General features: G+C 72.5%; 12 protein-coding genes. All 12 read left to right on the top strand.

Annotation, left to right across the window (positions count from 1 at the left end; translation table 11 throughout):
• The first annotated feature begins 97 nt into the window (after positions 1 to 97).
• Positions 98 to 1,213 carry a LacI family DNA-binding transcriptional regulator gene (locus NVV95_RS17090; protein ID WP_259487765.1) on the top strand — a complete coding sequence of 372 codons (1,116 nt, stop codon included), beginning with the start codon at positions 98 to 100 and terminating at the stop codon, positions 1,211 to 1,213.
• Complete coding sequence (locus NVV95_RS17085; RefSeq protein WP_259487764.1) at positions 1,210 to 2,487, top strand: M24 family metallopeptidase; 1,278 nt, start codon at positions 1,210 to 1,212, stop codon at positions 2,485 to 2,487. Before NVV95_RS17090 ends, NVV95_RS17085 begins: the two co-directional genes overlap by 4 nt.
• Before the next feature lie 73 nt (positions 2,488 to 2,560).
• Positions 2,561 to 3,574: a DUF6807 domain-containing protein gene (locus NVV95_RS17080; protein WP_259487763.1), complete on the top strand. Its 1,014-nt coding sequence runs from the start codon at positions 2,561 to 2,563 to the stop codon at positions 3,572 to 3,574.
• Complete coding sequence (locus tag NVV95_RS17075; protein ID WP_259487762.1) at positions 3,571 to 4,701, top strand: Gfo/Idh/MocA family protein; 1,131 nt, start codon at positions 3,571 to 3,573, stop codon at positions 4,699 to 4,701. The genes NVV95_RS17080 and NVV95_RS17075 overlap by 4 nt, the downstream gene beginning before the upstream one ends.
• Entirely contained in the window at positions 4,698 to 5,645 is a 948-nt protein-coding gene (locus tag NVV95_RS17070; RefSeq protein WP_259487761.1) for a glycoside hydrolase family protein, read from the top strand. Before NVV95_RS17075 ends, NVV95_RS17070 begins: the two co-directional genes overlap by 4 nt.
• 101 nt (positions 5,646 to 5,746) lie before the next feature.
• Positions 5,747 to 7,519, top strand: a complete 1,773-nt coding sequence (locus NVV95_RS17065; RefSeq protein WP_259487760.1) for an alpha/beta hydrolase — start codon at positions 5,747 to 5,749, stop codon at positions 7,517 to 7,519.
• 136 nt (positions 7,520 to 7,655) lie between these two features.
• A complete protein-coding gene (locus NVV95_RS17060; RefSeq protein ID WP_259487759.1) occupies positions 7,656 to 8,966 on the top strand; it encodes an ABC transporter substrate-binding protein in 1,311 nt (436 codons plus the stop codon).
• A gap of 202 nt (positions 8,967 to 9,168) precedes the next feature.
• Complete coding sequence (locus NVV95_RS17055) at positions 9,169 to 10,038, top strand: carbohydrate ABC transporter permease (RefSeq protein WP_259487822.1); 870 nt, start codon at positions 9,169 to 9,171, stop codon at positions 10,036 to 10,038.
• On the top strand, positions 10,035 to 10,946 hold the full coding sequence (locus NVV95_RS17050; RefSeq protein ID WP_259487758.1) for a carbohydrate ABC transporter permease: 912 nt from the start codon (positions 10,035 to 10,037) through the stop codon (positions 10,944 to 10,946). Before NVV95_RS17055 ends, NVV95_RS17050 begins: the two co-directional genes overlap by 4 nt.
• Complete coding sequence (locus NVV95_RS17045; RefSeq protein WP_259487757.1) at positions 10,946 to 11,674, top strand: DUF624 domain-containing protein; 729 nt, start codon at positions 10,946 to 10,948, stop codon at positions 11,672 to 11,674. The genes NVV95_RS17050 and NVV95_RS17045 overlap by 1 nt, the downstream gene beginning before the upstream one ends.
• The gene (locus NVV95_RS17040) at positions 11,671 to 12,909 is read left to right on the top strand and encodes an alpha-L-fucosidase (RefSeq protein ID WP_259487756.1); all 1,239 of its coding nucleotides are present in this window, start codon (positions 11,671 to 11,673) and stop codon (positions 12,907 to 12,909) included. Before NVV95_RS17045 ends, NVV95_RS17040 begins: the two co-directional genes overlap by 4 nt.
• Positions 12,906 to 13,940 carry a serine hydrolase domain-containing protein gene (locus NVV95_RS17035; protein WP_259487755.1) on the top strand — a complete coding sequence of 345 codons (1,035 nt, stop codon included), beginning with the start codon at positions 12,906 to 12,908 and terminating at the stop codon, positions 13,938 to 13,940. Before NVV95_RS17040 ends, NVV95_RS17035 begins: the two co-directional genes overlap by 4 nt.
• Positions 13,941 to 14,149 lie beyond the last annotated feature (209 nt).

The following is a 14,149-nucleotide window of genomic DNA, read 5'->3' as shown; positions in this document are numbered from 1 at the left end:
CACCTGAGCCTAAGCGAGCACTGGCCCCCGCGGCAACCGCGCGGCTACAGTGAGTAAGCGATTTCCCACCGACGCCGCCGCCAGCACTCGAGGACAGATGGCCGACCGAACCAGACCCGCCACCATCGCCGACGTCGCCGCGCGCGCCGGCGTCTCCCAGGCCTCCGTCTCGCGCGTGCTGAACGGCAAGCAGAACGTCGACCCGGCCATCGCCACCCGCGTGCACGCCGCCGTCGCGGCCCTCGGCTACACCCCGAGCATCGCCGCCCGGAGCCTCGTGCACGGACGCAACGACACCGTCGCGATGGTCGTGCCCGACCTCGAGAACCCGCTGTTCCAGGGCATCCTGAAGGGTCTGAGCCTCGCCGCCGCGGCCGACGGCTACCGCGTGCTCGTCGCCGACACCGCCGAGCAGGCCGACGAAGAGCCCGCGATCGCCCGCGAGGCCCGCCACCGCTGCGACGCTATCGTGCTCTGCGCCCCGCGGATGCCCGCCCCTCAGCTGCGCGCCCTCGCCCCCTTGCTCGCACCGGCCGTCGTCGTCAACCGCAGCCTGGACGACCCCGCGGTGCCCACGGTCGGCGTCGACTACGCCCGCGGCATGCGCGACCTCGTCGACCACCTCGCCGGCCTCGGTCACACGCGGCTGGTCTATCTGGCGGGCCCCGACGCCAGCTCCTCCCAGGGCGAGCGGATGCGCGGCCTCCGCGACGCCGTCACCGCCCACCCCGGGGTGACCGTCGACGCCCTCCCGTGCGGATCCCGCCTGGACGACGGCCACCGCGCCGCCGACGCCGTCGCCACCGCCGTGCGGGCGGGCGCGACCGCGGTGATCGCCTTCAACGACCTCGTGGCGCTCGGCCTCATGCCGCGCCTCGTCGAGCTCGGGCTGCGCATCCCCGACGACGTCTCGGTCGCCGGCTTCGACGACGTGCCGCTCGCGCGCTACGCGACTCCGCCGCTGACCAGCATGTCCGTTCCGCGGAGCGAGCTCGGGGCGCAGGTGTGGTCACGGCTGCGGGCGCTGATCGCGGGGGAGGCGTCGGAGCACGCGCTGCTCTTCCGGCCGCGCCTCGAGCACCGCACGAGCACGGCGCCGCCGTCAGAGGCTCGGCGGACGGCCGGCGTCCGCGAAGCTGCCGCCGCCGCTTCCGCCTCCGCCCCCGCGACGGCCACCGCCTCCGCCACCGCTGAGCTGGGGGTGGGGGCGTGACCGTCGTGGCGCGCTCGGCCGACCGGCTTGTCAAGCGCGCTCGGCTGCTCGAGCTGCTCGGCGGCCGCGGTGCCGAGGGTCTGATCCTCAGCTCGCACGCAGCGGTGACGTGGTACCTCGACGGCGCGCGCACCCACGTGTCGCTGATGGGTGACCCGGTGGCGGCGGTGGTGGTGCGGCCGGGTGGCGACGAGATCCGGGTCTTCGAGAACGAGGCCGAGCGGATGCTCGCTGAGGAGCTCCACCCCGACGACGCCGCGCACGTGACGCGGGTGCCCTGGCACGAGCCGCTCCTGCCCGTGCTGCCTTCAGCGCCGACGCCGCCGGTGGCGGCCGCGCCGGTGGCGCAGTCGGCGGTCGCGGCGCGGGTGGGATCGCGGGAGGGTGCTGCCCGGTTGGGGCTGATCAGCGAGGGTGACGTCGCCACCGAGCTGCGCGCCGCGCGGGCGTCGCTGCTGCCGGGGGAGCTGGGGCGGTATCGGCGGCTGGGGGCCGAGGTCGCCGAGGTGCTGACCGATGTCGCGCTGGCCGTGACGCCCGGGAGCAGCGAGCGCGAGGCGGCCGCGGTGCTGGCCGGCGCGTTGGTGGCGCGCGGGATCGACCCGGTGGTGGTGCTGGTGAGCGGGGACGCGCGGGTGCGGCATCGGCATCCGCTGCCCACCGACGGGCCGCTCGGGCGGCGGGCGATGCTCGTGGTGTGCGGCCGGAGACACGGCCTGATCGCGAACGCGACCCGGTGGGTCGCGTGGGAGCCGGCGGTGGGACCCGACGCGGAGGCCGCCGGCGGGCGGGGTGGCGGGGTCGGGGTCGTCGTGCCGGCCGGCGACGCGGGGGCCGCCGGTGGGCGGGGTGGCGGGGCGGGACTCGTCGTGACGAACGGCGCCTCGCGATCGGCCGTGGGGGACACCGAGCGGCGGGTGCTCGAGGTGGAGGCGCGGTTCTTCGACGCAACGGTGCCCGGGGCGACGGTGGGGGAGGTGTTCGCGGCGGGGGTCGCCGCCTACGCCGAGGCCGGGTTCGAGGCCGGAGAGTGGCGGCGGCACCATCAGGGTGGGCCCACGGGCTACGCCGGCCGTGACCCGCGGGCCACCTTCGGGGTCGACGACGTCGTGCAGGAGAACCACGCCTTCGCCTGGAACCCGAGCGCCCCGGGTGCCAAGGTGGAGGACACGGTGCTCGTGACGTCCGCCGGGATCGAGCCCCTCACGGACGATCCGCGCTGGCCGGTCGAGGTGGTGGCGGGTCGCCGTCGACCGGTCGCGCTTCGGCGCTGATCGTGTACATTCGAACGCGGATAGCGCTTTCCACGCAGCGACGACACCCTGACCGACGACGACAGGAGCCCCGGTGACCGACATCACGATCACCGAGACCGCCGACCGCCTGCTGTTCGGTGTCAAGGCCGGCACGGAGGCCGCCGGGCCCGCCGCCGCGACCGCGACCGCTACCGGCGACGGCACCACCGCCGACGGCACCACCGCCGCACCGCGCGTGCTCGCCGAGTACGTGATGCTGCCGCCCGACCCGCAGCTCGAGTCGCCGCGACCGTACTTCGCGCCGCTCCGCACGCTCGCCGGAGACGTCGTCACCGATCTGCGCCCCGCCGATCACGTCTGGCACAAGGGCCTGTCCTGGTCGCTGCCGGTCGTCGGCGACGAGAACTTCTGGGGCGGCCCCAGCTACCGCCGTGGCGAGGGATACGTCCAGCTGCCGAACAACGGCCGCCAGCGCCACCTCGGCTTCGACCGCCTCGACGACGGCCCCCGCGCCGAGATCGTGGAACGCCTCGACTGGGTCACCGAGAACGGCCGCACCCTCTTCGACGAGACCCGGCGCCTCACCGCCCAAGTGCTCGACGACACGGCCTGGATGCTCGTCTTCGACACCACCATGACCAACCGCACCCCCGCGCCCATCGCCCTCGGCTCGCCCACCACCGAGGGTCGCCCGAACGCGGGCTACGGCGGGCTGTTCTGGCGCGGCCCGGCCTCGTTCACGGGCGGCCGCATCCTGGCGCCGAACGCAGAAGCAGTGCACAGCGGCGAAGGCGGCGACGAGTTCCGCGGCACCAGGTCGCCGTGGCTCGGCTTCGTGGGCGAGCATCCGGATGCCCGTTCCTCCTCGATCGTCATGATCGACCTGCCCGGCAACCCCCGGCATCCGACGCCGTGGTTCGCCCGCAGCGCCGAGTACGCCGGACTCTGCCCCGCCCCCTTCTTCGACGAGGAGTGGGAGGTCGCCCCGGGCGCCGAGCTGCGAGCCCGCTACGCCGTGGTGATCGCCGACGGCGCCCTCGACGAATCCGCCGCGGCCCGTCTCGCCGCCCACGCCGTCACCCTCGCGAAGAAGGAGTCCGCATGACCCACCCGACCCCCGCCGACAGTGAGCGAAAAGAGCCCACGCGGCCCCTGCGCGCCGGCATCGTCGGCACCGGCGGCATCTCCGAGCTGCACGCCGAGGCCCTCGCCGCCTACGACGGGGCCGTTCTCGTGGGTGTCGCCGACCTCGACCCCGCGCGGGCGCAGGCGTTCGCCGAGCGGTGGAGCCGAGCATCCGGACCCCCGGTCGATGCCGTGACCGACCTCGACGCCCTGCTCGCCCTCGACCTCGACGTGCTGCACATCTGCACGCCGCCCGCGGTGCACGCCGAGCAGGCGCTCGCCGCGTTCGCGGCCGGGGTTCACGTGGTGTGCGAGAAGCCCGCCGCGCTCTCGCTCGACGAGCTGCAGACGATGACGGATGCCGCGGCGGCGACCGGGCGCGAGCTCGCCATCGTGTTCCAGCAGCGCACCGGCACCGCGGCCGCGCACGTGCGGGGGCTGCTCGCCGACGGAGCCCTCGGCCGCCCGCTCGTCGCCACCTGCCAGACCCTCTGGTACCGGCCGCAGGCCTACTTCGACGTGCCGTGGCGGGGCACCTGGGCGAGCGAGGGCGGGGGGCCGACGCTGGGGCACGGCATCCACCAGCTCGACCTGCTCGCCCACCTGCTCGGGGACTGGGCGAGCGTGTCGGGGCAGCTCTGGCGGCTCGGCCGCGAGACCGAGACCGAGGACGTCTCGACGGCGGTGGTGACCTTCGCGAATGGCGTGGTGGCATCGGTGATCACGAGCGCGCTGTCGCCGCGCGAGGTGAGCTCGGTGCGGATCGACACCGAGCTCGCGACCGTCACCGTCGAGCACCTGTACGGGCACGGGCACGAGAACTGGCGCATCACGCCGGCGCCCGGGGTCGAGCCGGCGCCGGAGTGGCGGCTGCCCGAGGTGGAGGAGGGGAGCGGGCACGTACCGCTGGTGCGGGAGGTGTACGACGCCCTGCACTCCAACGCGCCGCTGCCGGCGGTCGCCGCGAGTGCGGCTCGCTCGCTCGAGATCGTGACGGCGCTGTACTCGTCCGCGGCGACGGGGCGCACGGTCACGCCGGCGACGCTCCGCGACGACGCCGACCGGATGCGCTCGCTGGAGAGCCCCGTCACCGACCTGCGCCCGTGAGCGGGGTATTCCTCGAGCCGCTGTTCCGCGATCCCGACACCGACGGGGCGGCCGATCCCACGGTCATCCGCCACCACGAGACGGGCGAGTGGTGGATGTTCTACACCCGCCGCCGCCCGGCCGACCCCGGCCCCGGAGTGACGTGGGTGCACGGCAGCCGCATCGGCGTCGCGCGCTCGGACGACGGGCGCAGCTGGCGCGCGGCGGGCATCGTGGAGGGTCTCGACGCCGAGCCCGCTCGAGGGCCCCGCCCGAGCGACCCGTTCGCCGGCCCCGACACGCACTGGGCGCCGGAGGTGATCCACGACGGCACGCAGTACCGCATGTACCTCTCGGTCATCGAGGGCATCCCCGACCGCTGGGAGGGGCACGCGCGGCGGATCGTCGAGTACCGGAGCCCCGACCTCGAGCGCTGGACGCGCATCCGCCCCCTGCCGCTCTCGTCGGACCGCGTCATCGACGCCTGCGTCGCCCGCTGCCCCGACGGCCTCTGGCGACTCTGGTACAAGGACGAGGCCCGCGACTCGACCACCTGGGTCGCCTCGAGCCCCGACCTCGGCGACGAGCACGAGTGGCGCGTCGAGGGCGAGGCCATCGGCGGCCGCCCGCACGAGGGCCCCAACGTCTTCGAGCTCGGCGGGTGGTGGTGGATGCTCGTCGACGAGTGGCGCGGATTCGCCGCCTACCGCTCGACCGACGCGGTCGCGTGGACGCGCCAGGGCGGCCCCGACGCCGTGCTCCTCGGCGAACGCGCGGCACCCGTCGGCCGGCATGGCGACGTCGTGGTCGACGGCGACACGGCCACCCTCTACTACTTCACCCACCCCCACTGGACGGGCACCGAGCTCGACGCCGCCCCCACCCCGGCGTCCCGCATCACCTGGCTCCAGGCGGCTCCCCTCGCCGTGCACGCCGGAGCCCTCGTCGTGGCGGACCGTCCGTGACACTGGACCCGCGGCACTAGATTTGACGACGGGGGCCGCTTCGGGGTGCCTGGGTGAGCCGGGGTCCGGCGCCCGCGACGACCACGATGGGGCGGTAGACGATGAGCGGGCGCACGACGAAGAAGACGAAGACGGCCAAGAAGACGAAGATGGAGACCACCGCGGCGGTCGAGGCGCCCAGCGGAGCGCTGACTCGCCGCAACCTCCTGGGCCTCGCCGCCCTCGGTGTCGGCGGCGGCGCCGTGCTCGCGGCTCAGCCCGTGGCCGGAGTGTCGGCAGCGACCGCGATCGCCGGGACCGGGATCCCCACGTCCCGCGCCGCGGCACCGGCCGCCATCGTTCCGGCGCCGACGGAGGTCTCGGGCCTCACGCCCTTCCCGCAGCAGCCCGACCTGAACTTCCAGGCCCAGTTCAACTACGGCGAGGCCGCCTACGGGGCGGCCGAGGTGGGCGAGGTCGCGACCGGCGTCCAGGAGGTGACCGCGGCGATGGCCGCGATCGACGGCCAGCCCCTGCCGATCTACGACCCGTACAACGCCACCTTCGAGGCGCTCGCCGCTCGCCTGGCCACCGAGGCGGATGCCGAGAAGGCGGCGGGCCGCTTCGTCAGCGCGCGGTCGAAGTACCTGCGCGCGGCCGGCTACTACACCGGCGTGCTCTTCTTCGTGCTGGGCACCGACGCGCCCACCCGCGAGGCCGAGCTCTATGGCGCCATGCAGCGCTGCTGGGCGGAGGCCGCCGCGCTGCTGCAGCCCGTGTGGACCCGGGTCGAGATCCCGATGACCGTGAGGTTCCCCGACGCCTCCGGCGCGCCCGTCGCCCGCACGGTCACGGTTCCGGCCTACTGGGCCCGTGCCGCGGGCGACGGCCCGAAGCCGACGGTGATCGTGAACAACGGCAGCGACGCCCAGCTCGTCGACACCTACGCCTTCGGTGGTGCCGCCGCCCTGGAGCGTGGCTACAACGCGCTGATGTTCGAGGGGCCGGGCCAGGGGTCGCTGCTGTTCGAGCAGGACGTCCCGTTCACCCCGTACTGGGAGGACGTCATCACCCCGTTGGTCGACTTCGTGCTCGCCCAGCCCGAGACCGACCGCGACGCGGTCGCCCTGACCGGCTGGAGCTTCGGCGGCCTCCTGGTGATGCGGGCCGCCGCGTTCGAGCACCGCATCAAGGCCGTGGTCGCCGACCCGGTGTTCAACGACCCGACGGTGCCCTACGACGCCCTGAAGGGCCTGCCGAACGACATCTGGGTGAACGACGTCTACGCGAACCTGCCCGCCTACGGGCTCGGCCCCGAGAGGAGCCAGGCGTACTTCCGCTTCCTGCTGAACAAGCGCGGGGAGATCTTCGGCCAGGCGTTCCACGCCCAGGCGCTGTCCGGCGTGGTGATCCAGGACATCGAGGGCCTCCTGGCCGCGATCGGGCGCTACACGGCCGACCAGTCGTTGTTCGCGCAGGTCACCTCCCACTCGCTGCTGCTGAGCTACGAGTACGACACCTTCTTCTCGGGTCAGGACGTGACCGTGAAGGGCTGGCTGACCGGCGCCGCTTCGATCTCGACCCATGTCTTCACCGAGGCGGAGGGAGCCCAGTTCCACTGCGCCCCGATGGCGCCGCAGCTGCGCAACGAGGTCGTGTACGACTGGCTCGACGAGGTGTTCGCCCACGCCCCGACGCCCCCGGCGCCGCCCGCGCCGCCGGTCCCCCCGCTCCCGCCGGCGCCCGCGCCCGCGGCCGGCGGTGGGGACGGAGCTCTCGCCGCGACCGGCCTCGACGCCGGCCCGATCGCCGCGATCGCGGGTGGCCTCGCGACCGCCGGCGCCGGCGCAGCCGTGCTGGCCGGGAGGCTCTCGGCACCGGCGCGCCGCCGCTGAGCGTGAGGGGAGCACGGGCTTGAAACGTTTTTCCGGAGCGTGTTGACCGGCGGGGGCAGTTCGTTTACAGTGGCGGAAAGCGCTTTCTAGCGAAGCGCGGCACCGGGCAGACACAGACGTTTCCAGGAGGACAAAGATGTTCGAAATTCGCAAGCGCCGAACGGCGGTCGCCGCAGCAGCGATCGGCGTCACCGCCGCTCTCGCCCTCACGGGGTGCGCCGGCGGAGGCTCCGAGCCCGCCGCGACCTACGACCCCGCCGAGAAGGTCACCCTCAACTTCGCGTTCTGGGGCAACGACGTGCGCGCCGGTCTCTACGACCAGGCCTTCGCCGCCTTCAACGAGGAGTACCCGAACATCACGGTGAACAGCTCCTTCCTCGGCTTCCCCGAGTTCTGGGAGAAGCGCCAGACCGAGGCGGCCGGCGGTGGCCTGCCCGACGTGATGCAGTTCGACTACTCCTACCTTCGCCAGTACTCCGAGAACGGCCTGCTGCTCGACCTCGACCCCTACCTCGGCAGCACGATCGAGACCGACGGCATCGCCGAGAACATCCTCGGCATCGGGGTCGTCGACGGCACCACCACCGGCATCGCGACCTCCACCAACGCCTGGGGCCTCTACACCAACCCGAAGCTCCTCGAGCAGGTCGGCGTCGCCGGCTACGAGGGCGGCGGCAGCTGGGACGACTACGCCGACTGGATGAAGCAGGTCACCACCGCCGGCGGCGCCCAGGGCATCTCGGGCGGCACCGACTGGACCGCCCGCATCCAGAACTTCGAGATCCAGCTCCGGGCCGAGGGCAAGCAGCTGTTCAGCGAGGACGGCGAGCCCGGCTTCGACAAGGCGCGTCTCGCCGAGTTCTGGGAGCAGGGCGCCGAGGTGCGCGACCCCGCCTACACGATCCCGCAGCAGCGTCTCGAGGAGATCTACCCGCTGTCGGGCTTCGACGCCGCGCAGACCGCGAGCGAGCTGACCTGGGACAACTTCGGTGCCGGCTACCTGGGCAACCTGGGTGACGGCTACACCGAGCTCGGCCTGGTGGCCCCGCCGGTGACGAAGGAAGGCGCGAAGGACCTGTACTTGAAGCCCTCCATGCTGCACACCATCTCGTCGAAGACCGATCACCCCGAGGCCGCGGCGACGCTCGTGAACTTCCTGGTGAACTCGCCCGAGGTCGGAGCGATCTTCGGCACCAACCGCGGTCTGCCCGCCTCCGAGACGCAGCTCGAGGGCGCCGACCTCGGCGGCCTCGACGCCCAGATCCGCGACTACGAGGCGTCCATCCAGGACCGCCTCGGCGACGCGCCCCCGGTTCCGATCGTCGGCGCCGGCACGCTGGAGGAGAAGTTCCGCCAGATCGGCCAGGAGCTCGGCTTCGGCACCCTGACGGTCGACGAGGCCGTCGACCAGTTCTTCAACGAGATGGACGTCGTCCTCAACCAGTGACCACCGACGCCTTCCGGGCCCGGACCTCGTGTCCGGGCCCGGAGTGCGTGACAGGGATCGGAGAAATCGCGTGACGATCACGAAAGAGGCTGCCTCGTCGCAGTCCACCGGCACCGCAGCCGGCAGCCCGGCCAAGGGCGGCGGCCGGACGAAGAACCCGGCGACCAAGCCGGGCCGGCGACGGGCGAACCGCCGCGAGAACGTGGCGGGCTACACCTTCCTGCTGCCGTGGCTGATCGGCTTCCTGGGCCTCACGCTCGGGCCGATGATCTACTCCCTGTACCTCTCGTTCACGAAGTACAACCTGTTCGCCGACCCCAAGTTCGTCGGCTTCGACAACTACGTGCGTATGTTCACGCAGGACCCGCAGTTCCTGCAGTCCGTGCAGATCACCCTGGTCTACGTGCTCGTCGGCACCCCGGTGAAGCTCGCCGCGGCCCTCGGCATCGCGATGCTGCTGAACTACCGCAACCGCGGCACCGGCTTCTTCCGCTCCTCCTTCTACGCTCCCTCGCTGATCGGCGCCTCGGTGTCGGTCGCCATTGTGTGGCGGGCGATGTTCTCCACCGATGGGCCGGTCGACTCCTCGCTGAGTCTGTTCGGCATCGACATCGGCGGCTGGGTCGGCAACGTCTCGCTCGTCATCCCGATGATGATCCTGCTGGCGGTCTGGCAGTTCGGCGCCCCGATGGTCATCTTCCTCGCCGGTCTCAAGCAGATCCCCCGCGAGCTCTACGAGGCCGCCGAGGTCGACGGCGCCGGCCCGGTGCGCAAGTTCCGCTCGGTGACCATCCCGATGCTCTCGAGCGTGATCTTCTTCAACCTGCTGCTGGAGACCATCAACGCCTTCCAGGTGTTCGCCTCGGCGTACATCATCTCGAACGGCTCGGGCGGCCCCGCCGGCATGACGAACTTCTACACCCTCTACCTCTACAAGCGGGGCTTCGCCGACGGGCAGATGGGCTACGCCGCGGCGATGGCCTGGGTGCTCGTGATCGTGGTCGCGATCATCGCCTTCATCCTGTTCCGCACGTCGAAGTCGTGGGTCCACTACGCGGGAGAGAACAAATGAGCACCATCGAAGTCGACCGGGCCGCCTTCCTCGAGGGCCAGCTCGAGCCGCAGCCGAGGCGTCGGCGCCCGAAGCGCAAGACGGTCAGCACGGTCATCTGGTTCGTCGTGCTGCTCGCGCTCACCGCGATCATCCTGTACCCGCTGGTCTGGCTGGTCTTCTCAACCTTCAAGCCGTCGAGCGAGTTCGGCTCCAACCCGGGCCTCATTCCCGACAACCCGACGATCGACAACTACCTCAAGGTGTTCGACGGCATCGCCGGAACGCCGCTCTGGCGGTTCTTCGGCAACTCGCTGCTGATCGCCGTGAGCGCGGTCGTAGGCATCCTGGCCTCGTCGGCGCTGGCGGCCTACGCCTTCGCCCGCATCAAGTTCAAGGGCGTCGGCGTGCTGTTCGCGGCGATGATCGGAACGCTGCTGCTGCCGTTCCACGTCATCATCATCCCGCAGTACATCATGTTCCAGAAGCTCGAGCTGGTGGACACCTACGTGCCGCTGATCCTGCCCAAGTTCCTCGCGACCGAGGCGTTCTTCGTCTTCCTGATGGTGCAGTTCATCCGCAACATCCCGCGCGACATGGACGAGGCGGCCCGCATCGACGGCGCCGGGCACACGCGCATCTTCTTCTCGATCATCCTGCCGCTGATCAGGCCCGCCCTGATCACGAGCGCGATCTTCGCGTTCATCTGGACCTGGAACGACTTCCTCGGCCCGCTGCTCTACGTGAATTCGCCCGAGAAGTACCCGCTGCCGATCGCGCTGCGCCTCTACAACGACGCCACCAGCACCTCCGACTACGGGGCGACGGTCGCGGTGTCGTTCCTCGCGCTCCTGCCGATCCTGATCTTCTTCATCGTGTTCCAGCGCTTCCTCGTCGACGGGGTGGCCACGCAGGGGCTCAAGGGCTGATGACCGTGACCGACCGGCAGCAGCACCGCCGCACCGACCGACAGCTCCGGCAGGGCGATCGCGCCGCACGCCGGGCCGCCGAATCGGGCAGCGGTCCGCTCCGCGACGACGCTCCGCCCGCGCGCTTCCCTGGCGCCCGCAACCGCTTCGCGCTGCTGGGGGAGGTGCTGACCGTCGGCATCCTCGTGACGCTCGTGTCGCTGCCGATCGTCACGCTGCCGGCCGCCCTCGTGGCGGGTGCGGGGCACATGCGCCGCTTCCTCCGGGCCGAGGAGTCGACGTTCGGCACCGCGTGGAGCGAGTTCAGGGCCGCGCTGCTCGGGGGAGTGCTGGTGGCCCTCGGGGCGGCGGCGCTCGTGCTCGTGCTGGTGCTCGACATCGATCTGGCCAATTCCGGCGCACTGCCCGGTGGCCCGCTCGTCGGCCTCGTCGGCTGGGTGGGGCTCGCCGGGGTCGCGCTCGTGCTGCTCACCGCGAGCGGTCGATGGTCGACGGATGCCGGCTGGCGCGCCGCCCTCACCGCGGTTCCGTCGGCGCTGCGCGGCGACCCGGCCGGTGCGGGCTACACGGTCGCCACGGCGGCCTTCGCGGTGGTCGTGACGTGGCAGCTGCTGCCGCTCGCCGTGCCGGCGCTCGGCTGCGTCGTGCTGGCGCTGGTGGCGATCCCCGAGCGGCCGCGGCGCGGGGACGGCGACGACGACGTGCTGGGGCCGGAGGAGACGCGATGAGCGTGCTCACCCGCCCGCTGCCCGCCTGGGCCCGCGACGCAACGCTCGGCGTCTTCGTGCACTGGGGCGCCTACTCCGTGCCGGCCTGGGCCGAGCCGAGCGGCGCTCTCGGAGCGGTGCCCGACGAGGAGTGGTTCGCCCACAACGCCTACGCCGAGTGGTACGCCAACACGATCCGCATCGAGGGCTCGCCCGCCGCGCGGCGGCATGCCGAGCTCTACGGGGGCGCTCCCTACGCCGCCCTCCTCGACGCCTGGACGGCCGAGCGCTACGACCCCGCCGACTGGGCGCGCCTGTTCGCCTCGGTCGGCGCCGACTACGTCGTGCCGACCACGAAGCACCACGACGGCATCGCGCTCTGGGACGCTCCGGGTGCGGGGGAGCTCAGCACGGTGGCGCGGGGGCCCCGCCGCGACCTGATCGGGCCGCTCGCGAGTGCCGTGCGCGAGGCCGGGATGCGGTTCGGCGTGTACTACTCGGGGGGTCTCGACTGGGGGTTCGCGGAGCATCCGCCGCTCACCGCCAGCGACCAGCTCGCCGACCGCCGGCCCGTGGGCGCCGACTACAACGACTACGCCTTCGCCCAGGTGGCCGACCTCATCGACCGCTACGCGCCCGAGGTGCTCTGGAACGACATCGACTGGCCCGACGCCGGCAAGACGGCCGGGCCGACCTCGATCGAGCAGCTGCTGGCGCGCTTCCGGGCTGCCGCCCCCGAGGGCATCGTGAACGACCGGTGGGGCGCCGCGGTGGGCGACTACCGCACCAGCGAGTACGACAGCGGCACCGCGAACGAGACCGACCTCGGCTGGGAGCACTGCCGCGGGCTCGGCTTCTCGTTCGGCTACAACGCCGTCGAGGACGAGTCGTTGACGTTGAGCCCGCGCGAGCTGGCCCGGCTCTACGCCGACGTCGTGTCGCGAGGCGGGCGGCTGCTGCTGAACGTGGGTCCGACGGCGGCGGGCGAGATCCCGGAGGTGCAGCGGCGCACCCTCGAGGGGGTGGCGCCATGGCTGGCCGAGGTGAAGCCCGCGACCGTGGGGCGGTCGATGGTCGAGCGGGCGGGCATCCGCGTGACGGTGCCGGAAGCGGACCGTGCCGACTCGGCGGTGGAGCCCTGGTGGCGGGCGTGGCGCACTGCGGACGGTCTCGTCGTGGTGGTCGACGACCCTGCAGCGACCGCGGCCGCCGACGGCCCGGTGCGCGTGTTCGCCCTTCCCGAGGAGGCGCGATGAGCGGCTACGGGCATTCCCTGAGCTGGGCCCGGCGGCAGGTCGACGAGGGCATCCTGCCGACCGCCGTGCTCGGCATCGCCGACGCGAACGGGGTGCTCGAACTCGAGGCCTTCGGTGCGAGCGGGTCGCGGGTGGCGGGCACGGGCGACCACTATCCGCTGTTCTCGATCACCAAGCCGATCGTCGCGCTGACCGCCCTGCGCGCCGTCGAGCGGGGGTTGCTCACCCCCGAGACCCCGCTTCAGGATGCTCGGCCGGCGTTCGGGGCCGACCGCTCCGACACGGTGCGCCTGCGTCACCTGCTCAGCCACACCTCGGGCATCGCCGAACCGCCGCTGCACACGCCGCTCGGGCTCGAGGCCTCGCTGCTCGGCGCGGACGCCGACTTCGCCGCCGGAACCGTGTCGCGCTACTCGTCCATCGCGTTCGCCGGCGTGCAGGCACTCGTCGAGCACGCCACGGGGGAGTCGCTGCAGCACGAGCTCGACGCGCTCGCCGCCGATGCCGGGATGCCCGGGCTGACGTTCGACGCGGGGTGCGATCCGCATCCGGTGTTCGACGCGGCCGAGCAGGGGCTGGACTATCAGGCGCTGCAGAGGCTCGCGCATCCGGGGGCGGGGCTGTACGCGACCGCCGAGGATCTGCTCGTGCTGGGGTCGGCGCTGCTGGCGGATGGCGCTGGTGGTGCTGCTGGTGGTGGTGCGGGTGCGGGCGGGCGGCGGGTCGTGCATTCGTCGACCGTCGACGCCATGCTGCGACCGCAGACCACGGGCCTGCCTCGGCTCGCGCCCTACCCGGCCGAGCGCGGCCAGGACTGGGGACTCGGCTGGAACCTGCGCTTCGCCGCGCCCGGGCTGCTCGAGCAGCGCACCTACGGGCACGGCGGCTGGGCGGGCACGGAGTTCTGGATCTATCCGGAGCTCGGCGTCTCGTTCGTGCTGCTGACGAACATCGCCAGCCCGTCACGGCTGGGGCTCGACATCGACCGCCTGCACAACGCGGTGGCGGCCGGGACGCCGGTGACGGGCTGACACCCCACCCACTACCCCTGGACAACGCCGGACCCGTCTGGCAGAGTCGAACTACCTGGAAAGCGCTTTCCACCCGGAGAGCCCGAGAGAACGGAAACGACGTGTCGACGCAGACGCTTCGCATCATCATGAACGGCGTCACCGGGCGCATGGGCTACCGCCAGCACCTGGTGCGGTCGATCCTCGCGATCCGCGACGACGGCGGCATC

Source organism: Herbiconiux gentiana, from assembly GCF_024978135.1.
Classification (GTDB): Bacteria; Actinomycetota; Actinomycetes; order Actinomycetales; family Microbacteriaceae; genus Herbiconiux; species Herbiconiux gentiana.
The sequence above is the reverse complement of the archived record's forward strand: the minus strand, read 5'-3'. Positions and strand labels throughout refer to the sequence as shown.

Excerpts from the sequence above, each read along its gene's own strand:
- NVV95_RS17075 (WP_259487762.1), top strand. The coding sequence starts at position 3,571 with ATGACCCACCCGACCCCCGCCGACAGTGAGCGAAAAGAGCCCACGCGG.
- NVV95_RS17060 (WP_259487759.1), top strand. The coding sequence starts at position 7,656 with ATGTTCGAAATTCGCAAGCGCCGAACGGCGGTCGCCGCAGCAGCGATC.
- NVV95_RS17045 (WP_259487757.1), top strand. The coding sequence starts at position 10,946 with ATGACCGTGACCGACCGGCAGCAGCACCGCCGCACCGACCGACAGCTC.
- NVV95_RS17090 (WP_259487765.1), top strand. The coding sequence starts at position 98 with ATGGCCGACCGAACCAGACCCGCCACCATCGCCGACGTCGCCGCGCGC.
- NVV95_RS17050 (WP_259487758.1), top strand. The coding sequence starts at position 10,035 with ATGAGCACCATCGAAGTCGACCGGGCCGCCTTCCTCGAGGGCCAGCTC.
- NVV95_RS17040 (WP_259487756.1), top strand. The coding sequence starts at position 11,671 with ATGAGCGTGCTCACCCGCCCGCTGCCCGCCTGGGCCCGCGACGCAACG.
- NVV95_RS17035 (WP_259487755.1), top strand. The coding sequence starts at position 12,906 with ATGAGCGGCTACGGGCATTCCCTGAGCTGGGCCCGGCGGCAGGTCGAC.
- NVV95_RS17065 (WP_259487760.1), top strand. The coding sequence starts at position 5,747 with ATGAGCGGGCGCACGACGAAGAAGACGAAGACGGCCAAGAAGACGAAG.